Here is a 23,952-nt window from a genome sequence, read left to right on the forward strand (position 1 = left end):
CCTCGTCCGAAAGCGCCTCGTCAGCCTCGCCCCTTGCGCTTCTTCTCCGCGGCCTCCGGGGCGCGGCCCTCGGCCCCGCCCGCCTCTCCGCGCTCCCGCGCGGCCGGCTTGGCCCCCCCGCGGGTCGCGTCGCCTCGCGGCGCCGGCGCGGCGTCGTGGGCGCTGTCGTCCTTTTCCTGCGCGGCGAGCGGCTCGCCTGCCGCGACGCGGTCCACCATGTCAGGCCGTATCCGCAGCTTGAGCAGGGCGCCAACGCGGAGCTTTTGGTCCGGCTCAATACGGTTATCGCGCGCGACGTCCTCGACGTCTATGACGAACTGCCGCGCCACGCCGATCAGCGTATCGCCGGGCGCGACGCGGTAGAGCATCACCTCGCGCGCGGACCGCGACTGCCCGCGCGCGGCGCGCGTCCGCAGCGGGGCGCGCGAGACGTCGACAGCGTCGTCGTCGGACGAGCCCTCCGCGCCGTCGTCGAGCGAGGACGTGGCCACGGGATCGCGCATCGAGCGTCGCTTGCCGAGCGCAGGCCGGTCGTCGTCGTCCGCGTCCGCCGTCTCGGCCGCCCGCTTCCGCGCGGGCTTCGGGAGGAGCGAGAGCAGGCTCTCGTCGTCCCGGCCCCCCCTCCGCGGCGCGAAGTCGCGTCCGCCGAGCAGATCGACCGGATCGAGGATCGACGCGTCGTCCGTGGAGAGCAGCTCCGTGGAGAGCATCGCGGGCAGGGCGGCCTGCGCTCGAGCGAGCGTGTCCGGCGGGAGCATCACGAGGTAGTCTCCCCGTCCGGGCGGCACGCGGTCCCCCAGGATGTCGGGGTTCAGCTTCCGCAGCGTCGAGGTCCCGATGCCGGCGGCCTTCGCCAGCGTCTTGAGCGGCGTCCCCGGGGACACCGCGATCTCGGCGGCGTCGATCGGCCGGCTCACCGCGACCTCATCGAACCCGAACCGCTCCAGGTTGTTCGCCACGATCGCCGCCGCCCCGATCTTCGGCACGTACGCGGCCGTCTCCGAGGGGATCGCCTCCTGGCGCGCCAGCTCGTTGAAGTCGGACGTCCCGTAGCGATCGATGCGGTCGAGCAGCTGCTCGTAGCCCATGTTGTAGGCCGCGAGCGCGAGGTCCCAGCTGCCGAAGCGCAGGTAGAGATCGCGCAGGTGGTGCGCCGCCGCCTGCGTGGCGAGGCGCGGGTTCTTCCGCTGGTCGAGGTGCCGCGTCTGCTGGAGCCCGTAGACCGCGCCTGTGGCGGGCATGAACTGCCAGAGCCCCACGGCGCCGACCGGCGATTTCGCCCGCGGGTCGAAGCCGCTCTCGATCATGGACACCCAGATGAGATCCTCCGGAAGCCGTCGTTCCCTGAGCTCGGCCTGGATCATCTCCTGGTAGCGCCCGCTCCGCTTCAGCCACGTCTCGAACATCTGCCGCCCGCGGTCGGTGCGCGTGAAGAAGCGGACGTATTTCAGGGTGCGGCGCGACACGGCGAGCCGGAGGTCGGGCAGCTGCAGCTTCGAGAGCGCCTCGGCGCCGGCCGAGTCGAGGTCGTCCACGTCGTCGGCGTAGCTGCCTTCGGCCGAGAACGCGCGCGGCGGCCGCGAGAAGCTCGGCCGATCGAGCTCGCACGCGGCGCCCTCCCGCGCGTCGCGCCCCGCCGCCTCGCGCAGCCGCCACAGCTCCCGCGACTCGCCCCCCGGCGGCGCTGCCGGACCGTCGGCCCCTCGCGCCGGCGCCGCGTTCGGCGGCGGCGCCGCGGCGAGCGCCCCGACCGGCACCGTGGCCCGCGCTGCCCCCAGCTGGTAGGTCGATACCGCCGACTGGACCGACGTGATCGCCGACTGGGGCGCCGCCATCCCGACCCCGTAGCCAAACGCCAGGGCCGAGACCAGGGGAGGGATCTTGTGGACGAGGCTCATTGGTGCGTGGTTCAACGTCGCACCATGTAGGCAAACAGGTCAACAAACCGACCGGCCCCGGCGAGCCGGGCTCGGCGCGCCGCTGGGTGGGCCGGCCTCGGCGTGGCCTCTGGGTGGGCTGCACGCAGACTGGCGGGCCGCATGGTGCCGATGGACGTCAGGCACTCCCGTCCGGCGAAGCGGGTCTGCTAGTCTGCACCCATGCCGGCGGCGCTCTCGGCCCGCGTGTCCGACACCCAGGCCAACCAAAGCTTCGACGTTTCGTTCGAGCGCTTCCCTGTCCGGATCGGCAGGAATCAGCTGAACGACCTTCACATCGACCGGCCCTACATCTCCCAGTTCCATGCGGCGGTGGACGTCCGCGATCGCCGGATCTTCGTGCGCGACCTCGGCTCCACCAACGGGACGATGTTCGCGGGGCACCGGCTGGCGCGCGACACCTCGGTGGACGTGACCGGCCAGCCGGAGATCACGATCGGCCCGATCCAGATCCGGCTCGCGATCATCGAGGCGCCGCTGAAGTCCGAGAGCCCGAACGACGGCACGCTGCTCGGCACCGGCGGAGACAACCTCTCCGCGCTGATCAGCCCGCAGAAGCGCGCTGCTCCCGGCGGCGAAGACCCCTACCTGCGTCAGGTGGTCCCGTACCTGGAGGCGTACCGGACCGCGTGGGCCGCGGTCTACCGGATGATCTGGGATCATCTCGCGCGCCTCCCGCCCGACGCGCGCCAGAGCTACTTGCGCCGGCTTGGCGAGGAGCACCCGAGCGTGCTCGCGGAGCGGGATTTTCAGAAGATCTCTCAGTACTACGGCGTGGACTACCGCACGCTCGGCGAGCTGGCCCCCGCGAACGCGGCGTTCGCAGCGCTCTCCGAGCTGGCGGGCGCCCTCGCGCCCGGCGCGAAGCCCCCGGACGACGTCGCTGGCATCGTCAACTTCGCGCGGCGGCTCCGCGACACGATGGAGGTCTTCCTGAAGTGCTTCGTGAGCTTGCGCGACGGCTACCAGGAGTTCGAGGCCGAGGTGCTGGCGCGCGATCGCTCCGCCGAGACGGACAAGGTCGCGAACGCGCAGGACGCGAAGGAGCTCGGCACGGTCCTGCTCACGCCGGTCGGGGGCCAGGACGCCGCGCGGCACCTCCACGAGATCTTCGTGGATGTCATGAGCCACCAGCTCGCGCTCCTCAACGGCGTGATGGGGGGCGTGAGATCGCTGCTCGTCAAGCTCTCCCCGAAGACGCTCGAGGAGAAGCTCGAGCGCGCGGGCAAGAAAGGCGGGCTGTTCTCGAACAAGTACGAGGAGCTCTGGAAGCTCTACGAGCGCCGCCACGGCGACTATTCGGGGGAGGACAAGGAGACTTTTCGGGAAATATTTGGCGAGCAGTTCTCTCGGGCGTACGCTGCGACCGCCGCAGAGGACTATGGGTCGTCCGGCGAGTCGGGAGGCCGGAGCATCGTCCGCTTCCCCGGCTCTGGGAATCCGAACAAACGCTAGCGCCCCAAAACGGCGGGGTTTCGCGCGGCGAGCCGCGCCTTGGGCTCGCCGCTCTTCGCCGGAGGCGCGGCCGAACGCGAGGCGCCGTTCATGCGAATCAGGGAGAAAGTCGTAGCAGCAGGTTGTCTGGCCGTCGCCGCGTGCCTCCTCGCCCCGCGCGAGGCGGCCGCGCAGACGACGGTCCAACGCGATAAGAACTGGGCCACGGTCTCGGACGTGAGCCTCGTGCTGGGAAGCTCCGTCGTTTTCCTGATGCCGCGTGTCTATTACAGCGATCCCGAGGCCACGGTCGGCTGGAAGGGGCGCTGGCATTTCTCGGTCATGGCGCCCGCCATGACGATGACCGCGCTGACGCTGCTCGTGGACCTGCCGATCAAGAACGCGCTCGAGTCGACGCGCCGTGGCTGCTCGATCGACGAGACGAAGGCGGCGGTGTCCGACTCGGGCTGCGAGTCGTTCGGCGGCCCGTCGACGCACGCGTTCGCCTCCTGGGGCGCGACGGGCGCGGGCACGGGCATCTTCGTGGTCGATACGTTCCGCTACTCGTCTGGCCGCTTCAACGCCGGCGCCTTCATCGGCAATGTGGCCTTCCCCCTCACCGCCTCGGTCGTCACCACCATCGCCCGCGGCGTCGCCCCCGGCGACACGCGGCCGCACGAGCACGCCGGTCAGATCGCGATCGGCGGCGTCACCGGCTTCCTGAGCGGCCTCGCCGTTGGCACCGCCTACGCGATGCTCCAGCGCCCGAACTGCGGCTACGGCAACGCGCTGTTCTGCTGGTAGCCGCCTCTCCGGCAGGCCTCCCTCCTCCCCTCGCCAGCAAGCCTCCCTTCCTTCGCTGGCGAGCCTCCCTCCGCTCGCTGGAGCGGCCAGGGGTCGTGGGGGCAGCGCGGGGGGTGGGCCGAGGTTCGAGCAGATCACGCGCGCCTCGTCCGCGCGCCATGCGCGGGCGAGGCGCTCTTCCTGCGGGTGCGGCGGCCCCCGCCCGCCCCCCGCGCTCCCCTACCCCCTGGCCTCGGCTGGTGTTCTAGTCCTGTCCGACGACGCGCTCCCAGAGCGGATCGTTCGACGAGAAGAGCGTATCCCGCTCCACCCGGAGGAATCGCTGGAACTCGACGCGGCGGAGCTCGCGGTCGCTGTCGCGGTTACCGTCGTCGTGCTTCACGATCTTCACCCGCACCTGCTCGAGCAGCTGAATGCCGTTCGGTTTGTAGGAGACGTCGGTGCGCAGCACGTAGCGGGCGTAGAGCCCGCGCTCGGTGACGGAGGGCACCACCGCCGTCCGCTCCAGGTCGACGGACGCCGCCTCGATCAACCGTCCCCTTCGCGCAAGGTAGAAGTGCGCTCGTTGTCGGCAGTCGTCGGGATCAGGGCAGTCCTTCGTCTCGGCCACGACGAGGTTGTCGTTGCCGAGGCGCACCGGGGACAGCTTGGTCCCCTTCGCGGGCGCGCGGAAGCTGCCGACCCCGTAGACGTCGGCGCGATCGCCGGCCGCTCGCACGAGCGCGACGAGGCCGCCCTCGTCGCCGTTCTCGAACTTGAGGACGCGCACCCACACGGCGCGAAGCCCCTCCGGCCCGGAGCGGATCTCGACCTCGTCGGGGTCGATCTTGCGGGGCCAGCCGGACTTAGAGATGCCGCCGCGCAGGGTCTCGTTGGCGAACACGTACTGGCCGGTACAGTCGACGTCGGTCGGCCCGATCCCTCGTTCCTCGCTGTAGCCGGGAATGACGACGCTCAGCCACTGGTCTGGGTCGAGGGTGCGGACGGCCGCCTTGCCGCCCGCCCCGCGCTTCGCAGGCGGCAGCTGGGTCGTGCACACCGGGATCGGATTCTGCTTGCGTGTCTGGAGCTCGCCGTGTGGCTGCTCTGGGTACGATCCGCAGCCCGCGAGGGCGGCGGCGAGCCCCAGGCCGACGACGGAGCCGAAGCGAACGATGCTCACGCGCTCTTCGTATCATGCAAGGCGTCGCCAAGGCGAGTTCGCGACCTAACGCCCTGGCCGGCCAACGGGGCTGGCCGGCCAACGGCCGTGGCCGGCCAGCTCGCCTCGTTCTCCGTGTCGGCGGTCGCGCGCATGCCAGCATCACGCCGTGGCCCTGCGCGTCGTCACGTTCCCCACACGCCCGCAACGCGATGGACACGCCCGCGTCCTCTTATCGAAGCGATGGCTCCGTGACGGAATATTGCGCGCGCTCAGGAACCAAACGCGAACCCAAAGCGAACCGAATGCCAAGAAACCCGCGCTGCTCCCGGACACAAAAGTCTTGACGCTCCCAAAGAGGGAGTTACCTTCTGGACTCCCTGAGAGAGACAGGGGTAGAGATACGATAAGAGTCTTATCTCTGCGTCTCTGAACTCCTAGTCCCGACGGAGCGCACCGTCTGCCAGCGCGCAATGGGGCGTAGACTGAGCCCAGGCGGCGAGTTCTTGAAGGAAGAGGCATTTGATCATGGCGTTGCAAGCTCACCTCGTTTTGAAGGGCGTTACCCAGGGCCCGATCGATGGCTCGGTCACCCAGAAGGGTCGCGAGAAGTCGATCGCTGTCATCGCGGTGCAGCATCAGGTCGTGAGCCCGCGTGACCCGGCGACCGGGCTGCCCAGCGGGAAGCGCCAGCACAAGCCCTTCGTGATCACGAAGGAGCTCGATAAGTCGACCCCCCTTCTCTACAACGCCCTGGTCAACAACGAGAGCATCTCGGAGTGGACCCTGAAGTTCTACACGCCGGGCACCGCGGCATCGAAGAACGTCGGCAAGGAGCAGAACCACTACACGGTCAAGCTCACGAACGCGACGGTCGCGAGCATCGACTTCCACATGGACAACACGCGCGGTGGGGACGGCGCCAAGGATCGGCCGGAGTACGAGCGGGTCTCCTTCACCTACCAGAAGATCGAGTGGTCGTTCGATGACGGCGACGGCGCGCGTCAGGCGGACGACGACTGGGAGACGCCGCAGGGCAACTGACGCCTAGCTGCTGACGTCTCGTCGCACGGGCGACCTTCGGGTCGCCCGGTTGCGTTTGTCGTCCTGACGTTGGGGCATCAGGGGGTTCCTCAAAATCAGGCATGGCCATCACGCGCAGCAAGCTCAGAATGTTGGCATGCCCCTCAGCGCCTACCTCAGACTCGTCGGCGAAAGACAAGGGGAAATCAGGGGCTCCGTCACCCAGAAGGGGCGAGAAGGTAGCATCCTCGTCACCGAGGTGTTCCACTCGCTGGTGGGGCCGCGCGACCCGGTCACCGGGCGCCCGACGGGCAAGCGGATGCACAAGCCCTTCATCGTCACCAAGGACCTCGATCGGTCCACGCCGCTCCTCCTCAGCATCCTCAGCCACAACGAGGGCATCCCCCGCTGGGAGCTCCAGTTCTACAGGTCGATCGCGATCGGCGTCGAGAAGCCTGTCTTCACGGTCCAGCTCACGAACGCGAACATCTCGAGCATCCAGTTCCACATGCTCAACGTGAGGAACCCGGGGCAATCGCGCCTGCCCGAGCAGGAGGAGGTCGCGTTCACGTACCAGAAGGTCGTCTGGACCTGGAACGACGGAGGCGTCTCCGCGGAAGACGACTGGCTCACCCCGCGCTGAGCGGGCGGGCTTCCGCTCGAGGCGCGAGCTGAGCTACGATCCCGCCGTGGCCGGCGCTTCCCTCCTCACCCGAATCGCGCACGCGGCCGACCCGCACTCGACGGAGCGGCACACTTACCGAGATCACGACCTCGAGTCGGCCATCCTGACGCACCTCGGGCACATGCTGAACACCCGCCAGGGGAGCTCGCTGACCTGCCCGGACTACGGCCTCATGGAGGTCTCGGAGGTCCTGCACGAGTTCCCCGAGGCGATCGGCCTGGTGCAGCGCTCGCTCAAGAACTGCATCCAGACCTACGAGCCGCGGCTGAAGAACGTGCAGGTCCGGCACCTGCGCAGCGACGCGATCCAGTCGATGGTCCTCGAGTTCGAGATCACCGCGCAGATCCACTTTCCCGACGGCCGGCGGCAGGCGCTCCGGCTCGGCGCTGCAGTGGACCAGAGCGGCAACGTCCGGATGACGTAGCCCCCGCCCGGCGGCCTGGCTCACGGCGGTTGACAGCCTTCGGCCCCGGCGGTCGACTGGCGGTGGCGAGAGGATGTTCAACAAGTACTACCAGGACGAGCTCACCTACCTGAGGGATCTGGGGCGCGAGTTCGCCGCCGCCTACCCCGGGATCGCGCCCATGCTCGCGGAGAAGGGCGGGGACCCCGACGTCGAGCGCCTGCTCGAGGGCGTCGCGTTCCTGACCGGCAAGATCCGCCAAAAGCTCGACGACGAGCTCCCCGAGGTGATCCACTCGGTCGCGTCGCTGCTCTTTCCGCACTACCTCCGCCAGATCCCGGCGACCTCGATCATCGAGTTCACGCCGCTCCCGAACGTGGTGCGCGAGAAGCTCGTCGTCGCTCGGCACGCGGAGGTCGGGTCGGTGCCGGTCGACGGCGTCTCATGCCGGTTCCGCACGACGCAGGACGTCGAGCTCGTCCCGCTCGCGGTGGAGGACGTGCGCGTCGACACGGGCGCGCAGCTCGCGCAGACGCTCCGCATCGAGCTCCGCCTGACCGGCGGCGCCGCGCTGTCGGGCCTGTCGCTCTCCTCGCTGCGCTTCTACATCCACGGCGAGCGCAGGCTGCAGGACGACCTCCGCCTCTGGGTCGGGGCGCACGTCGACACCGTCGCGCTGGCCGCGGTGGACGCCGCGGGGCGCGACACGACGATCGCGTCGCTCCCAGCGCGCGCCGTGCGGCTCACCGGCTTCTCCGATGAAGAGTCGCTGATCCCGTACCCGAAGACGGTCTACCCGGGGTTCCGGCTCCTGCAGGAGTTCTTCACGCTCCCGCAGAAGTTCGCGTTCTTCGAGGTGACCGGCCTCCAGGCGCTCTCGGCGGAGCGGATCTCCGACCGGTTCGCGATCCTGCTGCAGTTCAGGGACGGGCTCCCGCCGGGGACGCGGATCGGCAAGGAGAACATCCGGCTGTTCTGCTCGCCGGTCGTGAACCTGTTCGAGCACACGAGCGATCCGATCAAGCCCGAGGCCACGAAGCACGAGTACCTCTGCCGCCCGGCGGGCGCGGCGCCCGCGGCCTTCGAGATCCACAGCATCGACAAGGTCGTCGGCATCGCCCGGCGCACGAGCCAGCGCGTCGAGATCCCCTCGTTCTTCAGCTTCCAGCACGAGCTCGATCCCGAGGCCGCCGCGCGGACGATCTTCTACCAGGCGCACCTCCGCCCGGCCGCCATCGGCGACGGCATCGACATGTACCTCTCGTTCGGCTCCCCGCAGGACGCGGGGGCTCTCCCCGAGTTCGACGTGATCAGCATCGAGGCGACGAGCACGAACCGCCGCCTGCCGGCGCAGCTGAAGCTCGGCGATCTCAGGGTGCCGACGGCGACCTCACCCGCGGTGGCGAGCTTCACCAACCTCACCGGCGTCACCGCGCCGCTCCCGCCGCCGCTCGGGCGCGAGCTGCAGTGGCGCGTGCTGGCCCACATGGCGATGAGCTACCGCTCGATCACCGAGCTCGAGGTGCTCCGGGCGACGGTCGATCTCTACAATTTTCAGGCGATCGTCGATCGTCAGGCGGCGCGCGCGAACCAACTCCGCCTGGCGGCGATCAAGGCGATCCGGGTGCGGCCGACGGATCGGCTGTACCGAGGGGCGCCGGTGCGCGGCGTCGCCGTCGACATCGAGCTCGACGAGGGCGGGTTCGTCGGCGAGGGGGAGATGTACCTGTTCGCGAGCATCCTGAACGAGATGCTCGGATCCTACGTCTCGCTGAACTCGTTCACGCAGCTGACGGTCACCGGCACGAATACACGCGTGGTGCACAAATGGGACCCGAAGAGCGGCAGCCTGACGCTGATCTGAAGCCGGCTGCGCCGAGAGGCGCCGCGAGCGCCGACCCCGTCGCGCTGGAGACGCTCCGGCGCTTCGCGGATACCGCGCCGCGCTTCTCGTACTACCGCCTCATCTACCTGCTCGAGCGGCTCTTCCCTGCCGCTCCGCCGGTGGGCCAGCTCGGGCCGGTGCAGGACGAGCGCATCCGGCTGCGCGGCGACCCCTCGCTCATCTTCGCCTCGAGCGACGTGAGCGAGCTCGCGCCGGTCAAGGCCGCTGACGGCGTGGAGCGCGCCCGCGTCTCGACCACGTTCCTCGCCCTGTACGGCTCGGTGTCGCCGCTGCCGGCGTACTTCATCGAGCAGATCGCGCAGGCCGACTACCAGGGCGGCCCGCAGCCGATCCGCGAGCTCCTCGACGTCTTCCACCACCGGCTCCTGTCGCTGCTCTACCGCGCGTGGACGAAGTACCGCCTGCCCGTCACGTACCGCAAGCAGGGCGCCGATCCCTTCTCGCGCCGGATGCTCTGCGCGGTCGGCATCGACGGCTTCCGCGGCTACGAGACGCCGCTCGATCGCTTCTTCTTCCTCCGCTACGCGTCGGTCCTCGCCTCGAAGTCGCGCTCGGCGAGGAACCTGGAGACGGTGCTGTCCGAGATGCTCGGCAACATCGGCGTGAAGATCGAGCAGTTCGTCGGTCACTGGACGAAGATCGAGAAGCCGTTCAGGAACAAGCTCGGCGTGATGAACCACCAGCTGGGCGAGAGCCTGACGCTGGGGCGCTACGTGTTCGACGGCTCCGGCCGCTACAAGGTCGTGCTCGGCCCGGTGGGCTACGACGAGTACCTCTCCTTCTTGCCCGGGGGCCGGCGGCAGGATCTGGTCCGCGGCGTCATCGAGACGTTCACGCCGGGCATCCACGACGTGATGCTCGAGATCCACGTCGACACGGAGGAGGCGCCGCGGTTCCAGCTCGGCTCGCCGCGCGCCGCGACGCTCAAGCGCACCGCGTGGATCGGCGGATCTGCGGCGGAGCGGCTCGTGATCACGATCCCCCTCGACGACAAGCACCTCGCGGGCGGCGACGACGAGGACGACGACGATCGGGGCGAGCCCCCGCCGATGTGACCGAGGCCGAGCGCCGCCGCCGCGGGCCGCCGGGAGGCGCGGCGGCGCTCGCGCCGTGGCCCCGCCCTGCGCTCAGTAAACGGTGAGGCTCTGCAGCGCGGCCGCGATCTCGTCGGCGTTCGCGTCGACGTTCTCGTGGTGCACGACCTGCACGAGCAGGATGCGGCGGGGGCTCCGGAGCAGGATCTCGTGGGCGAAGGCATCCGAGATCGGCTTCGACGGGATCTTCGCCTTGACGAGGTAGCTGCGCCCCTGGGTGTTCGCCGTGGCCACGGGCGCGCGGCCGGAGAGGATCTCGGCGCCCTGCTCCTCGAGGTCCGCCTCGTAGCGCTTGAGCACGTCGGGCCACGGATCCTCGGGGCTGTCGATGCGCTCGTAGATCGAGAACAGGAACTGCCGCGGGGACTGGTACGTGATGAAGCGGCGCTCGGGCGTGTAGTCGGCGCCGCCGACGTTCCAGTCCATCGGGCGGCTCATCCGGACGTCGCCGTTCATGAGGCCCACGCCGATCCGGCGCGGCACCCGGTCCGTCGCCGGCGCGTCGAGCGGCGGGAAGTACACCTCGAAGCTCGAGTCCTTGCTCAGGGAGCCGGCCGCGCCGTGGAGGTAGAAGACGTCGTCCTGCTTGGGGGCGGTCGGGGAGCCGCCGCAGCCGGCGAGCAGCGCGATCGCGGCCACGGCGGCGCAGGCCACGCCCGCGCGCCCCGCTCCGGCGGCGAGCGGGCGGCGGGCGCGGAAGGCGGGGAGGTGCGCGAGCATCGGCATTCCGAGGTGCCTCATCGGGGGGAACTCTAGGCCAGCGAGGGCACGCCAGCCAAATGTTCGCCGAGGAGTTTGCCCTCGGGGTGCCCGGCATTGAATGATTGCCCGGCCCGGGCAGCGCTGCGCCCGCCGATCGAGGCGGTACCCCGTGCCGCGAGAGAGACATGTCCAACGAAAGCAAACCGAGTCGCAAGGGCGAGCCCGCCGGAGCACCGGCGGCGAGCGCGCCGAGCCCCCCCTCCACCAGCACGAGCCAGGGCCACGAGCGTCCGGCGCCTAGCCGCCGCACGCCCCGGCGCCCCGCGCTCGCGGCAGCCTTCGCGCTTGCGCTGGGGGCCCCGGCGTGCAGCGGCATCGACGCCGGCGTGGAGTACCCGGACGACCTGCCCGCGATCGATCGGTACCTCTTGACTCCCGAGAACGGCCCCGAGGCGCCGCTCGCGCTGGGTGAGTTCAAGATCGGCCCCGAGACGTGCAGCGGCGTCGACACGCACCCGGTCACCCAGAAGCTCTCGCCCGAGGATCTCAGCCGCTTCCTCGCGGCGCAGGGCGCCGGGAGCATCACCCCGAAGCTGGCGAGGTCGAACCTGTACTGGTTCGACTTCCCCGCGCGCGACAAGTCGTTCGTCCGCCTGCGCCTCGCGGTGCTCGAGGACTCCAAGCACGCGACGCAGGATCTCCACGACGCGGTGCTGCAGCACGGGCCAGGCTGGTGGGGCGTCCGTCGCTCGAACCTCGCCGTGCTCGCGCCGAAGGCGAACCTGAGGGAGGCGATGGCGTTCGCCATCAAGTACAAGCTCGTCTGCTGGGGGGTCTTCACGTACGCGGCCAACGACGACGCGTACGTCGTCCCCGGGCCCTACGCCGAGCTGTGAGGGGAGCCGGCGGCGCGCGGGGCGGAGGCGCACGCCGCCGGCGCGCCGTATGCAGAGCTCTGCGAAGCTGGCCCACGCTCGGGGAGAACGCGTAGACTGCGCCCATGCGCCGTTACGTCTTGCTCGCCGCCGCCGTTGCCCCGATCCTCGCCGTGACCGCAGCCGTCTCTGTGCCCGGCTGCGCAGAGGAATTCGATGACGTCTGCGCGTTCCTCGAAGACACCAGCAACTGCTACGCGGATTTTCATGCCGATGTCGTGAATCGGTGCGGTGCACCTGGCGCAGGAAACGGGCCCAGCGGCCAGTTCGCCAGCCGCGAAACCCTCGACATATGCTTCCTCAGGGAGGGAGGTCAGGTCGTCTTCGACCCGCCGCTCGACATCGCCGCGTTCCCTCCGAAGAGCATCGCATTCAAGCGCCTCGACGACCAGGCGCAGGAATGCGGCTCCTTCACGTACTCGGGGGAGTTCAGCTACTCGGTGACCATCAATCCATGCGTCCAGACGGGGAATGGAACCGGTGCCGGTGGTGATGGTGGTGGCGGCGGCGGTGCCGATGGTGGCGGCGGTGCCGCCACCATCCCACAATGCGAGAACGCAAGTGCCGGCGGTGGTGGCGCCACTGGCGGGGACGGCAACGAGGCTGCCGACGTGGACGGCGGTGCAGTGACCGTTATCACGCCGGAAGGCCGTGCAACACTCGACCTGAGCTGCTCGGAGGGCACGCAGTACCACTTCAACCGGCTCGAGGCCGAAACGAAGTGCGGCGGCTACGACGCGCTCCTTCCGAGGGCCATACTCAAAACGAGCCTAGGCAAACAGCCCCCCCCGGAGGCGGACCCCAACGATCTCGATGAGTACAATGGTTTCATTTCCTTCAGCATCCACTACCCACCTATCATTGCGCCTGGGGAGGGCGGCGGGGGCGATGGTGGAGCGGGCTCCGACGCGGCCCCCTCAGCTGAAGTGGTGGAATATTTCAATTGCGAGATCCCGGCGGCCCTCCCGCTTTGCTTCAATGGCGTGAAGGACGGCACGGAGACCGACATCGACTGTGGCGGCGCGCTCTGCAAAGCGCGGTGCGGCGATGGGCAGTCGTGTATCAGGGGCGGCGATGATTGCTCGGATGGGCTCGAGTGCCTCATCGTGGATGGCTTCTCCAAATGCACAGGGCCCACGGAAGGCACCGGCGCTGGTGGCGCCGGCGGCTCGGGTGGCGCCGGCGGCGCAGATGGTACTGGCGGTGCAGGCGGCGCCGGCGGCCAGTAGCCTCGCTCTCCGCTCAGGCGACCAGCACCTTCACCACGAACGTCGTGCTCCCGAGGCGCAGCCGGTCGTTGTCGCGCAGCTGCCGGCGCTCGCCCTGTCCGAGGCGCTGCTCGTTGACGAAGGTGCCGTTGCGGGAGCCGTCGTCCTCGATGAAGACCTGACCCGTCGTCGGGTCCGCGTGGATCGACGCATGCCGTGAGGACGCGCTCGCATCGGCGAGCCCGATCTCCGTCGCGGTGTCCGCCCCGGCGCGCCCCACCTGCGTCCGGCCGCTGTATATCGGCCAGAAGCTGCCTCCGGGATCGTTCTGGAACGTCACGATGAAGCCGACGAGGACACGGGCGGGCTGCGCCGATACCTGCGGCACCGCGCCCGAGACCGCGCCCTGGACGATCGGCGGCGCGACGATCGCAGGCGCCCTGGCCTGAGCGGCCATCGGCACCCCGCCCTGCATCATCGGCGGCGGCGCGACTGCGCCTCCCTGCACCATCGGCGGCGGCGCGACCACGCCCCCCTGCACCATCGGCGGCGGCGCGACAGCACCCCCCTGCACCATCGGCGGCGCGACCAGCCCAGACGCCCCCGCCGGCACGACCATCGGCGGGGGCGCAACCATCTGCGGAGGCGCGCCGAAGACCGGCCCCGGCGCCACGGGCTGCTGCCCCATCGCGCCACCCATCGACGCGCCAGGCACCATGCCCGGGCCCGGCGCCCCGAGCGCCGGCTGGACCGGCGGGACGCCCGGCGCGTTCATCGGAGGAGACGCCGGCTGCGACGTGAGCCCCGCGGAAGGTGCCGCTCGGGCCCAGGGGGAGACCGGGAAGGAAGCTTCCGCGCCCGTCGAGAAGGCGACGCCTCCCCCCGGCGATGCCGGCACCGAGAGCCCGCCTCCCCCGACCCCGTAGGCCTGAGGAGGAGGCGGATAGGCGCCCTGCGCGCCCCCCGCCGCGTAGCCTGGTGACGCCGCGCCGCCATAACCCGCGACGGCTGGCTGCTGCCCTGGATAGCCCGGCGGGCCAGGCGGAGCATAGGCGCCAGCCCCCGCCTGCACCGGCGGAGGCGCGACCGGAACAGAGGCTCCAGGCGATGCGCCCGCCACGCTCGTACCGCACATCGAGCAGGCAGCGTCGGTCTCCTTGAGCATCCACGCGCAGTTCGGACACGGCCTCATGCGATCTCGAGGCTACCGAGTCGCTTGACATCCGTCGAGGCGAAAGCCGCGCTTTGGCGAGAGCGCGCGAGCACGCCGCGCAGCTCGGCGCGCGCTGCGCGGGCGATGCGATGCCGCTTCCACGCGCTGCAACGCGAGAGCGCCAAGCTCGCCGAGAGGCAGGGGCGTCCGTCGCTGCCGCTCGCGCGTCTTCACGAAAAAAAGCACGAAAAAAGGCGCCGCGCGTTCAAGCCGCGCGGCGCCTTGGAGACAGGTCGCTCAGCGATCGCTGGCGACGGCCGTCATCAGTTGCTGGCGATCGAGCTCTTCTCCGACTTCTCGATCTCCTTCTTCTCGCCGTCCTTCGACTCCTCGGTCACGGGCGCGGGCTCGGGCAGCCGCTCGAGCGCGGCCTCCAGGACCTGCTCCATCCGGCTGACGAAGAAGAACTGCAGCTCGTCCACGACCTCCTTCGGGACCTCCTCGAGATCCGCCCGGTTGCGCTCGGGGACGATGATGCGCTTGATCCCGGCGCGGTGCGCCGCCAGCACCTTCTCCTTCAGGCCGCCGATCGGGAGCACGCGACCGCGGAGCGTGATCTCGCCCGTCATCGCGACGTCGTGGCGGACCTTGATCCCGGTGAGGAGCGAGACGAGCGCCGTGAACATGGTCACGCCCGCGCTCGGCCCGTCCTTGGGCATCGCGCCGGCGGGGATGTGGATGTGCAGATCGCTCTTCTCGAGGAAGTCCTTCGCGATGCTGTACCTCGACGCGTTGCTGCGCACGAACGACAGCGCCGCCTGCGCCGACTCCTTCATCACGTCGCCGAGCTGGCCGGTCAGCTGGAGCTTGCCCGTGCCGTACATCCGCGTCGCCTCGATGAAGAGGATCTCGCCGCCGACGCTCGTCCACGCGAGGCCCGTCGCGACGCCGCTCTCGGCGGTGCGCTCCGCGACCTCGCTCGTGTACTTCGCCGGGCCGAGGAACTCGTGCAGGTCGTCCTCGTTGTCGACGCGCCGCTTCTGCGTGTCGCCCTCGGCGACCTTCACCGCCACGCCGCGGATGACGCCCGCGATCTGCCGCTCGAGCGACCGGACGCCGGCCTCGCGCGTGTAGTGATCGATGATCTCCTCCAGCGCCTTGTCCGTGACCTCCAGCTGCTCGGTCGTGAGCCCGTGCTCCGACAGCTGCTTCGGGAGCAGGTGCTGCCGCGCGATCGCGAGCTTCTCCTTCCGCGTGTAGCCGGGGATCTCGAGGATCTCCATGCGGTCCCGGAGGGGCGGCGGGATCGGATCCGCCACGTTCGCGGTCGCGACGAACATCACGTGCGACAGGTCGTACGGGATCTCCAGGTAGTGATCCGCGAACGTGTTGTTCTGCTCCGGATCGAGCACCTCGAGCAGCGCCGCCGACGGATCGCCGCGGAAGTCGTGCCCGATCTTGTCGACCTCATCCATCATGAAGACCGGGTTGATCGTCCCCGACTTCTTCATGCCCTGGATGATCTGGCCAGGGAGCGCGCCGACGTAGGTGCGCCGGTGGCCGCGGATGGCCGCCTCGTCGTGCACGCCGCCGAGCGAGACGCGGTGGAACTTGCGGCCGAGGGCGCGAGCGATGCTCCGGCCGAGCGACGTCTTGCCGACGCCGGGAGGCCCGAGCAGGCAGAGGATCGGACCCTTCTTGTCCTGCTTCAGCTTCCGAACCGCCAGGTACTCGAGGATGCGCTTCTTGACCTTCTCCAGGCCGTAGTGGTCCTCGTCGAGCACCTTGCGGACGCTGCCGATGTCGAGGTTGTCCTGCGTCGACTGCGTCCAGGGCACGTCGAGGATCCAGTCGAGGTACGTCCGCACCACGGTGTACTCGGCCGACCCGACCTGCATCGTGCGCAGCCGCTTCAGCTGCTTCTTCGCGACGGTCTCCGCCTCGGTCGGCAGGTTCGCCTTCGCGATGCGATCCTCGAGCCCGTCGAGATCGCCCTGATCGCCGTCGTCCTCGCCCAGCTCCTCCTTGATGGCCTTGAGCTGCTGGCGCAGCACGTACTCGCGCTGGTTCTTGCCCATCTCCTCCTTGATCTGGGAGTTGATGCGCTCGCGCATCTTCAGGATCTCGAGCTGCCGCGTGAGCAGCCGCAGCACCTTGCGGATGCGCTCCTTGACGTCGATCGTCTCGATGAGCTGCGCCTTCTCCTCGACCGGAGCGTCGAGGTTCGCCGCGACGAGATCGGCGAGCGCGCCGGGCGCCTGGATGGAGTCGATGAGCGAGCCCGCCTCGCGCGGGAGCTCCGGCATGAGCTGGATGACCTGCTTCGCGATGTCGCGCAGGCTCATCGCCAGCGCCTCGGCCTCGACGTCCTCCGTCGCCGGCTCGTCCATGCGGCGGATCTTGGCGCGCAGGTACGGCGTGTGAGCCGTGACGCTATCGAGCCTGATCCGCGTGAGGCCCTGCAAGATCAACGAGTAGTTGCCCGAGCTGTGCTTCAGCGCCTTCAGCACGCGCGCGGCGCAGCCCATCGGGTACAGGTCCTCCGCCCCGGGATCGTCGGTCGACGGATCGCGCTGGGCGAAGATCGCGATGACCGGGCCGGGGAGGTTGTCGACATCCTCCACCAGCGCGACCGACTTCTCGCGGCCGACATCGAAGGGCGCGACGGCGCCCGGGAACAGCACCGCATTGCGGATCGGCAGAACCGGCAGCTCGTCGCCGAAGACGACCTCTTCCTCGGAGCGCGGCGGCATCGGCGGGTTCTTTTTCTCGGACATGGCGATCTCCTCTAGGCACCCGACCGGGGGAGGTAAACCCCTTCATCAACACGCAGCCGGGCCGCGCGGCCACCGCGCGCCCCGGTCATCTTGGCTTGCATCCAGACGGATGCGGATGGTGCAACGCGGAGCCCTGCTGGCAGCTCTTGGTGGAAGACAGCCCGCGAGGCTACGGGAACTCACCATAGACACGGCGCATGCCGCGTGCCACAGCCCTGGCCATTTTTTTGAATGAGGATACGCTGCGGGTGGTCAGCTCCGACTCCGACCTGCAGCGCTCGCTCGTCACGCTCGTCACCACCTGGCGCGCGACGCGGCGCAGGATCCCCGGCGGCTGGGTCAACGAGGCGCGCCGAGGAGGCGCGCCTCGGCCTTGCCGCGCGGCGCGGCCGAGGCTGCGCCCGGCACGGAGCGACACCCTGGCCCTCGCTGAACGATGATCGATCCCCTGCTCGGCCTCGGCGCGATCGCGATCGCGATGCTCGGCCTGCCGGCGGCGCCGTCGCTCGATCCAGGGCCCAGCCCGGCGTGCCCGGCGGACATGCGGCTCGTCACCGGCACGCACCGCGACGAGGTGCAGCACGTCTGCGTGGAGCCGGTCAAGAGCGGCAAGGCGACCCACTGCTTCGCGTACTGGGAGGACATCACGGCCGAGGAGGGGCCGTCGACCGAGATCGCCGTGTGCATGGACCAGTTCGAGGCGCCGAACCAGCGGGGGGCGAAGCCGCTCGTCATGCAGTCGTTCGAGACGGCGACGGCGTGGTGCGCCGCGCGCGGCAAGCGGGTGTGCGCCGAGCAGGAGTGGGAGCTCGCGTGCGAGGGCCCCGAGCGGCGTCCCCTCGCCTACGGCTGGCGCGTGGACAAGGCGGTCTGCAACAGCGGCAAGGCCTGGCGGCCGGTCGACGAGCGGAAGCTCGGCGCCTCCGGCGAGGCGGCGCAGCGCGAGGTCGAGCGGCTCTGGCAGGGCGCGCCGAGCGGCTCCCATCCCGGGTGCGCCTCGACCTTCGGCATCTTCGACATGATGGGCAACGTCGAGGAGTGGGTCGCCTCGCGCCGCGGCCGCCGGTGGCCAGGCGCGCTCATGGGCGGCTTCTGGGCCAAGCCGTGGACGGGCTGCCGCGGGACGAACGACGCGCACGATCCGAAGTTCGTGTTCTACGAGACCGGCTTCCGCTGCTGCGCCGATCCGCGCTCGGCTCTCCCTTCGCCCGGCGCGGCGGCGCCCGCGGCGGACGAAGAGGGCGGCGGGCGCCGAGCGCCCGGGCCCTGAGGCCGAGCCTCCACGGCGGCGATCGACGCGAGCGAAGAAGGCGGCACGACGGGCGCAGGTCCTGCTAGAAGCCAGGGCGTGCGCGCCCTGTTCTTCGGTACCCCCGCCATCGCCGTGCCGTCGCTCGAGGCGCTCGCGTCGATCGCGGACGTCGTCGGCGTCGTCTGTCAGCCGGATCGGCCGGCCGGCCGCGGGCTCGAGCTGAAGGCGCCGCCGGTGAAGGTGAAGGCGCTGGAGCTCGGCGTGCCCGTGCTGCAGCCCGAGAAGGTCCGCACGCCCGAGTTCGCCGCGTGGGTCGCGGGCGCCGGAGCGGACGTCGCGCTGGTGATCGCCTACGGGCGCATCCTGCCGAAGGCGGTGCTCGAGGCGCCGCGGCGCGGCTGCATGAACCTGCACGCGTCGATCCTGCCGCGCTACCGCGGCGCCGCGCCGATCACCTGGGCGATCGTCGGGGGCGAGGCCGAGACGGGCATCTCGCTGATGCAGATGGACGAGGGCATGGACACGGGGCCCGTCTACGCGGTGCGCCGGACGCCGATCGGCCCGGACACGACCACCGACGAGCTCGCGATCGATCTCGGGGCGCTCGCCGCGCGCGTCGTGCGCGAGGACCTCCGCCGCGCGGTGGACGGCGAGCTCGCGCTGACGCCGCAGGACCACGAGGCGGCGACGCACGCGGCGCTCCTGAAGAAGGAAGACGGGCGCATCCGGTGGGAGCGGAGCGCCCGGCAGATCCACGACCACATCCGGGGGATGACCTCGTGGCCAGGCGCCTTCACGACGATCGACGGCAAGGCGCTCAAGGTGCTGGCCGCGCATGTCGAGAGCGAGGCCGACCAGGCCGGCGCGCCGCCGGGGACCGTGGTGATGGCCGGCCGCAGCGTCGTGATCGTCGCCTGCGGCGCGGGCGCGATCCAGATCGTGCGAGCCCAGGTCGAGGGGCGGAAGCCGCTCGCGGCGGCGGACCTCGTCGCCGGGCGGACGCTCCAGACGGGGATGGTGCTCGGTCGTTGAGCGCCCCGGGCGCCGTTCACGGCGCCCTGTCGTCGAGCGCCGCTCGCGTCACGGCCCGGCCGGGTGCCAGATCGTCTTCATCTCGACGAACCGCTCGATCCAGCGGGGGGACGTTGCCGCCCTGTCGTCGAACCACTCCGCCTCGCCGAGCGATCGGGCGCGCACCCGCTTGACGCTGGCCGCGGCCGCCTCCTCGAGGCGCTTCGTCAGCGCCGCGTCCACGCCGTGCAGATCGAGCGCGGCGACGTCCATGTGCGCGGCGAGGTGCGGCAGCACCTCCGCGAGCTGGCCGGTGAGGACGTTGACGACGCCGCCCGGGAGATCGCTCGTGGCGAGCGCCTCGCCGAAGACGAGCGCCGTGCGCGGATCCGCCTCGCTCGCGAGCACGACGCAGGTGTTGCCGGCGGTGATCACCGGCAGGAGAGCGCCCAGGAGGCCGAGGAGCGCCGGCCGCGGCGGCGCCGCGATGACGACCACCCCCATCGGCTCGGGCACCGTGAAGGTGAAGTGCGGGCCGGACACAGGGTTCAGGCTCGCGAAGAGGCTCTGGTACTTGTCGGCCCAGCCCGCATAAGCGACCGCGCGATCGATCGCCGCCAGGACCTCGCGCTCGGCGGCGCCTGCGCCCTGCCCGCCGCGCTCGAGCGAGGCCGCGAGCTCCGCGCGCCGCGCCTCGAGCATCTCGGCGAGGCGGTAGAGGATCTGCCCGCGGTTGTACGCGGCGCGCCCCGACCAGCCGCCGAGCGCGCCGGCCGCCGCGAGCACGGCGTCGCGCCCGTCCTTGCGCGAGGCGCGCGGGATGTTCTCGACCGCGCCCGCGCCTCCGTGATCGCGCACCTGCGTGTACCTCCCGGACTCCGAGCGCACGAACGCGCCGCCGACGAACATCTTGTACGCCTTGCGCACGCCGACCCGCGCGCGCGCCTCGCCCGGAGGAGCGTCGAGCGCTGCCGCGCCGGCGCAATCCCCGATCGGCGTGCACCCCTCGTCGCCGCCGCTGTCCTTGTCGCCGAGCGCCATCAGTCCACCTCGAGGTAGGCGAGCAGCCCCTGGCGCCCGCCCTCGCGGCCGAAGCCGCTCTCCTTGTAGCCGCCGAACGGCGCGCTGGGATCGAACTTGTTGAAGGTGTTCGCCCAGACGACGCCGGCGCGGAGGCGCTGCGCGACCCAGAAGCTCTTCGAGCCCTTGCCGGTCCAGACGCCCGCCGACAGCCCGTACATCGTGTTGTTCGCCTTCTCGATCGCCTCCTCGGGCGTGCGGAAGGTCAAGATCGAGAGCACCGGGCCGAAGATCTCCTCGCGCGCGATCCGGTGCGACTGCGCGACGCCCGTGAAGAGCGTCGGCGCGAACCAGTAGCCCCGCTGCGGGAGCGCGCAGCTCACCGAGAAGCGGGCGGCCCCCTCGCGCTCCCCCGCCGCCACGAGCTCCTCGATCTTCGCGAGCTGCGCCCGCGAGTTGATGGCGCCCACGTCCGTGTTCTTGTCGAGCGGATCGCCGACGCGCAGGGTCGCCATGCGCTCGCGCAGCTTGAAGAGGAGCGCGTCGTGGACGCTCTCCTCGACCAGGAGGCGCGAGCCCGCGCAGCAGACGTGGCCCTGGTTGAAGAAGATGCCGCCGATGATCCCCTCGACGGCCTGATCGAGCGGCGCGTCCTCGAACACGATGTTCGCGGCCTTGCCGCCGAGCTCGAGGGTGAGCCGCTTCCCGGTGCCGGCGAGCGCGCGCTGGATGCGCTTGCCGACCTCGGTCGACCCGGTGAACGCGACCTTGTCGACGCCAGGGTGGCCGACGACCGCGGCGCCGGTCGCGCCGGCGCCCGTGACCACGTTGACGACGCCGGGCGGGAGATCGGCCTCCTCGATGATCTTCGCGAGGAGCAGCGCGGTGAGCGGCGTCGTCTCGGCGGGCTTGAGGACGCACGTGTTGCCCGCCGCGAGCGCGGGGGCGAGCTTCCACGCCGCCATGAGCAGCGGGAAGTTCCACGGGATCACCTGGCCCGCGACGCCGAGCGGCCGGGGGTCGCGCCCCGGGAAGGCGTGCTCGAGCTTGTCCGCCCAGCCCGCGTGGTAGAAGAAGTGCGCGGCCGCGAGCGGGAGATCGACGTCGCGAGACTCCTTGATGGGCTTGCCCCCGTCGAGCGACTCGGCGACGGCGAGCTCGCGCGCCTTCTCCTGGAGGGCCCGGGCGACGCGGTAGAGGTACTTGCCGCGATCGAGCGGGCGCATGCGCGACCAGTGCTTCTCGTACGCGGCCCGCGCCGCCTGCACGGCGAGATCGACGTCCTGCTCCGAGGCCTCGGCGAACTCGCAGAGCTTCTCCTCGGTCGACGGGCTGATGCTGTCGAGGTAGCGGCCCGAGGCCGGAGCGCGCCACGCGCCGCCGATGAAGAGCTCGTACCGCGGCGCGATCTTCACGTGGTCGCGCCCCTCGGGCGCCGGCGCGTAGCGCCAGGCGTCGCCGAACACGACGGCCGCGTCCCGCGCCGCGGTCGCGTCCGGGGGCGAGCCCCCGTCGCCGCCAGCCGCGGCGGTGCTGTTGTCGCTCATGCGGCGCACTCTACGCCCGCGGCCGCGCGTTGAACACCGACGCGGACCCGCCCTCGCGGGCGGTCAGTCCTTGCTGAAATGGTCCCCGCTCTGGTAGGCGCCCGTCCGCTCCTTCTCGAGCTGCATGAGCACGTCGTTGAGGAGCGTCGACGCGCCGAAGCGGAACAGGTCGCTCGTGAGCCAGGCGTCGCCGAGGGTCTCCTTGACCAGCACGAGGTAGTGGAGCGCCTGCTTCGCGGTGCGGATCCCGCCGGCCGGCTTCATCCCGACCCGCCGCCCGGTCGCCTGCGCGTGATCGCGGATCGCCTCCAGCATCACCAGCGTCACCGGAGGCGTCGCCGCCGGCGTGATCTTCCCGGTCGAGGTCTTGATGAAGTCGGCGCCCGCGAGCATCGCGATGCGGCTCGCCTTGCGGACGCGATCGTAGGTCCCGAGCTCGCCCGTCTCCAGGATCACCTTGAGGTGCGCGTGCCCGCACGCCTCCTTGGTCGCGGCGATCTCGTCGTACACGGCGCGGTACTCGCCGGAGAGCATCGCGCCGCGGTCGATCACCATGTCGATCTCGTCGGCGCCGAGCTCGACCGCCTGGCGGACGTCGGCGAGCTTGACGGCGAGCGTGGAGAGGCCGCTCGGGAAGGCGGTCGCCACACTGGCCACCTTGACGGTCGAGCCCGAGACCGCTCGCTTCGCCACGGAGACGAGCTTGGGATAGACGCACACCGCCGCACAGGAAGGGATGTCCGCGCGCTCGTGGGGTCGAAGCGCCTTCTGACAGAGCTGCTCAACTTTTCCCGGGGAGTCTTTCCCCTCGAGGGTGGTGAGGTCCATCATCGAGATGGCGAGCTTGAGGCCGGCGACCTTGGCGGGGCCTTTGATGCTCCTTTTGCCGAGCCCGGCTGCGCGCTCTTCGACCATGACCTTATCCACGGTGGGCGAAGAGAAATCGGGGTAGGTGACCTCCCTGCCCTGGCGCACCACGCCGGGCGCGGCGCCGCTGTCGTTTCCGAAGATCGCCATCGGCCTCGTCTCCTGGCGCGGGAACGTACCAGAAGCGTCGGATCGATCCTACCGAGTGCGTGCTAACGTGGCGCTCTGATGAAGAGACGCTTCCCGATTGCCGTCGTTTTTGTCGTACTTGCTGTCGTCTTTGCCTTTGCCTCGCTGCTCGGCTGTGGCGCGGCCGAGCGACCCGATGGTGGACAAGGGCTGATCCCGGTCGGCGCGGCGGCGCCCGACGTGTTCGCCGCGGATCAGCACGGCGCGATCCAGCGGCTGTCCGACCAGCGGGGTCGGGCCGTGGTCGTGTACTTCTATCCGAAGGACGGGACGCCGGGCTGCACCGAGGAGGCGTGCGCGTTCCGCGACGCGTGGGATCGCTTCAAGCAGGCCAACGTGCAGGTCTTCGGCGTGTCTTCCGACACCCGCGAGTCGCACGAGAAGTTCGCGACCGAGAACAAGCTGCCGTTCCCGATCCTCGTCGACACCGATCACGCGTGGGCCACGGCGTTCGGCGTGCCGATGCGGCTCGGTGCGACGGCCCGCGTGACCTTCCTCGTCGATCCGGACGGCAAGATCGCGAAGGTCTATCCGGACGTGGATCCCGGGGTGCACGCGGACGAGGTGCTGAAGGACGCCGCGCAGCTCACGGGCGCCGCGCTCCCGGTCGCGCCAGCGGCGTCGGGCAGCGCAGCGCCGGCCGGAGCGGACACCGCGGCGCCGGCCGCCACCGGGGCGGCGCCCGCGGCGGCGCCTGCGGGAGCGGCGGAGCCGGCCACCGCTGCTCCGGTGGCGACGGGGACGATGCTGCCCCCGGCGGCCCCCGCGGCGCCCCCGGCGAAAGGTCCGCCAGGGAGGCGGTGACGCCCGCGCGCACGCGGCGCAGGAGCGCCGGCAGGTCGCGCGCTGACCGCGCGGGCCGCG

General features: G+C 70.6%; 20 protein-coding genes. 12 read left to right on the forward strand and 8 right to left on the reverse strand.

From position 1 onward, the window contains the following. Positions 1-20 precede the first annotated feature (20 nt). The gene (locus WMF46_RS26840) at positions 21-1,898 is read right to left on the reverse strand and encodes a transglycosylase SLT domain-containing protein (protein ID WP_437979809.1); all 1,878 of its coding nucleotides are present in this window, start codon (positions 1,896-1,898) and stop codon (positions 21-23) included. Between the two features lie 201 nt (positions 1,899-2,099). Between WMF46_RS26840 and WMF46_RS26845 the strand changes: the two genes are divergently transcribed. Continuing rightward, on the forward strand, positions 2,100-3,392 hold the full coding sequence (locus WMF46_RS26845; protein ID WP_437979810.1) for a type VI secretion system-associated FHA domain protein: 1,293 nt from the start codon (positions 2,100-2,102) through the stop codon (positions 3,390-3,392). A gap of 90 nt (positions 3,393-3,482) precedes the next feature. Then, complete coding sequence (locus WMF46_RS26850; RefSeq protein WP_437979811.1) at positions 3,483-4,175, forward strand: hypothetical protein; 693 nt, start codon at positions 3,483-3,485, stop codon at positions 4,173-4,175. A 244-nt stretch (positions 4,176-4,419) separates the two neighbouring features. Here WMF46_RS26850 and WMF46_RS26855 read toward each other — a convergent pair whose 3' ends face one another. After that, complete coding sequence (locus tag WMF46_RS26855) at positions 4,420-5,337, reverse strand: hypothetical protein (protein WP_437541431.1); 918 nt, start codon at positions 5,335-5,337, stop codon at positions 4,420-4,422. Between the two features lie 507 nt (positions 5,338-5,844). Here WMF46_RS26855 and WMF46_RS26860 point away from each other — a divergent pair. The 5 genes from WMF46_RS26860 to tssG all read left to right on the forward strand — a co-directional run bounded on the left by WMF46_RS26860 (position 5,845) and on the right by tssG (position 10,388). Next, positions 5,845-6,360: an Hcp family type VI secretion system effector gene (locus WMF46_RS26860; RefSeq protein ID WP_437541433.1), complete on the forward strand. Its 516-nt coding sequence runs from the start codon at positions 5,845-5,847 to the stop codon at positions 6,358-6,360. Positions 6,361-6,496: 136 nt separating this feature from the next. After that, positions 6,497-6,982, forward strand: coding sequence for a type VI secretion system tube protein TssD (tssD, locus tag WMF46_RS26865; protein ID WP_437979812.1), 486 nt, complete (start codon positions 6,497-6,499; stop codon positions 6,980-6,982). A 46-nt stretch (positions 6,983-7,028) separates the two neighbouring features. After that, a complete protein-coding gene (gene tssE, locus WMF46_RS26870) occupies positions 7,029-7,448 on the forward strand; it encodes a type VI secretion system baseplate subunit TssE (RefSeq protein ID WP_437541436.1) in 420 nt (139 codons plus the stop codon). 73 nt (positions 7,449-7,521) lie between these two features. Then, positions 7,522-9,291, forward strand: a complete 1,770-nt coding sequence (tssF, locus tag WMF46_RS26875; protein ID WP_437541438.1) for a type VI secretion system baseplate subunit TssF — start codon at positions 7,522-7,524, stop codon at positions 9,289-9,291. After that, positions 9,255-10,388, forward strand: a complete 1,134-nt coding sequence (gene tssG / locus WMF46_RS26880; protein WP_437292886.1) for a type VI secretion system baseplate subunit TssG — start codon at positions 9,255-9,257, stop codon at positions 10,386-10,388. The genes tssF and tssG overlap by 37 nt, the downstream gene beginning before the upstream one ends. 72 nt (positions 10,389-10,460) lie before the next feature. Here tssG and WMF46_RS26885 read toward each other — a convergent pair whose 3' ends face one another. Then, on the reverse strand, positions 10,461-11,168 hold the full coding sequence (locus tag WMF46_RS26885) for a hypothetical protein (protein ID WP_437979813.1): 708 nt from the start codon (positions 11,166-11,168) through the stop codon (positions 10,461-10,463). 146 nt (positions 11,169-11,314) lie between these two features. Between WMF46_RS26885 and WMF46_RS26890 the strand changes: the two genes are divergently transcribed. Both WMF46_RS26890 and WMF46_RS26895 read left to right on the forward strand, forming a co-directional pair. Continuing rightward, on the forward strand, positions 11,315-12,025 hold the full coding sequence (locus tag WMF46_RS26890; RefSeq protein ID WP_437979814.1) for a hypothetical protein: 711 nt from the start codon (positions 11,315-11,317) through the stop codon (positions 12,023-12,025). Between the two features lie 104 nt (positions 12,026-12,129). Continuing rightward, positions 12,130-13,293: a hypothetical protein gene (locus WMF46_RS26895; RefSeq protein ID WP_437979815.1), complete on the forward strand. Its 1,164-nt coding sequence runs from the start codon at positions 12,130-12,132 to the stop codon at positions 13,291-13,293. A gap of 13 nt (positions 13,294-13,306) precedes the next feature. Here the strand turns inward: WMF46_RS26895 and WMF46_RS26900 are convergent, their stop codons facing one another. Further along, positions 13,307-14,464: an FHA domain-containing protein gene (locus tag WMF46_RS26900; protein WP_437979816.1), complete on the reverse strand. Its 1,158-nt coding sequence runs from the start codon at positions 14,462-14,464 to the stop codon at positions 13,307-13,309. 284 nt (positions 14,465-14,748) lie between these two features. Then, entirely contained in the window at positions 14,749-17,202 is a 2,454-nt protein-coding gene (lon, locus tag WMF46_RS26905) for an endopeptidase La (protein ID WP_437541452.1), read from the reverse strand. Between the two features lie 436 nt (positions 17,203-17,638). Here lon and WMF46_RS26910 point away from each other — a divergent pair, with 436 nt between their 5' ends. After that, positions 17,639-18,472, forward strand: coding sequence for a formylglycine-generating enzyme family protein (locus WMF46_RS26910; protein ID WP_437979817.1), 834 nt, complete (start codon positions 17,639-17,641; stop codon positions 18,470-18,472). A 78-nt stretch (positions 18,473-18,550) separates the two neighbouring features. Beyond that, positions 18,551-19,486, forward strand: a complete 936-nt coding sequence (fmt, locus tag WMF46_RS26915; protein WP_437979818.1) for a methionyl-tRNA formyltransferase — start codon at positions 18,551-18,553, stop codon at positions 19,484-19,486. 48 nt (positions 19,487-19,534) lie between these two features. Here fmt and WMF46_RS26920 read toward each other — a convergent pair whose 3' ends face one another. The 3 genes from WMF46_RS26920 to deoC all read right to left on the reverse strand — a co-directional run bounded on the left by WMF46_RS26920 (position 19,535) and on the right by deoC (position 23,049). Then, positions 19,535-20,374, reverse strand: a complete 840-nt coding sequence (locus WMF46_RS26920; protein ID WP_437987941.1) for an aldehyde dehydrogenase family protein — start codon at positions 20,372-20,374, stop codon at positions 19,535-19,537. A gap of 131 nt (positions 20,375-20,505) precedes the next feature. Continuing rightward, on the reverse strand, positions 20,506-22,032 hold the full coding sequence (locus WMF46_RS26925) for an aldehyde dehydrogenase family protein (protein WP_437979819.1): 1,527 nt from the start codon (positions 22,030-22,032) through the stop codon (positions 20,506-20,508). 63 nt (positions 22,033-22,095) lie between these two features. Further along, entirely contained in the window at positions 22,096-23,049 is a 954-nt protein-coding gene (gene deoC / locus WMF46_RS26930) for a deoxyribose-phosphate aldolase (RefSeq protein WP_437979820.1), read from the reverse strand. 78 nt (positions 23,050-23,127) lie between these two features. Here deoC and WMF46_RS26935 point away from each other — a divergent pair, with 78 nt between their 5' ends. Next, positions 23,128-23,892, forward strand: a complete 765-nt coding sequence (locus WMF46_RS26935; protein ID WP_437979821.1) for a peroxiredoxin — start codon at positions 23,128-23,130, stop codon at positions 23,890-23,892. Positions 23,893-23,952: the final 60 nt, after the last annotated feature.

Origin of the sequence: Sorangium sp. So ce117, from assembly GCF_051524395.1 — a bacterium.
GTDB classification, from domain to species: Bacteria; Myxococcota_A; Polyangia; order Polyangiales; family Polyangiaceae; genus Sorangium; species Sorangium cellulosum_B.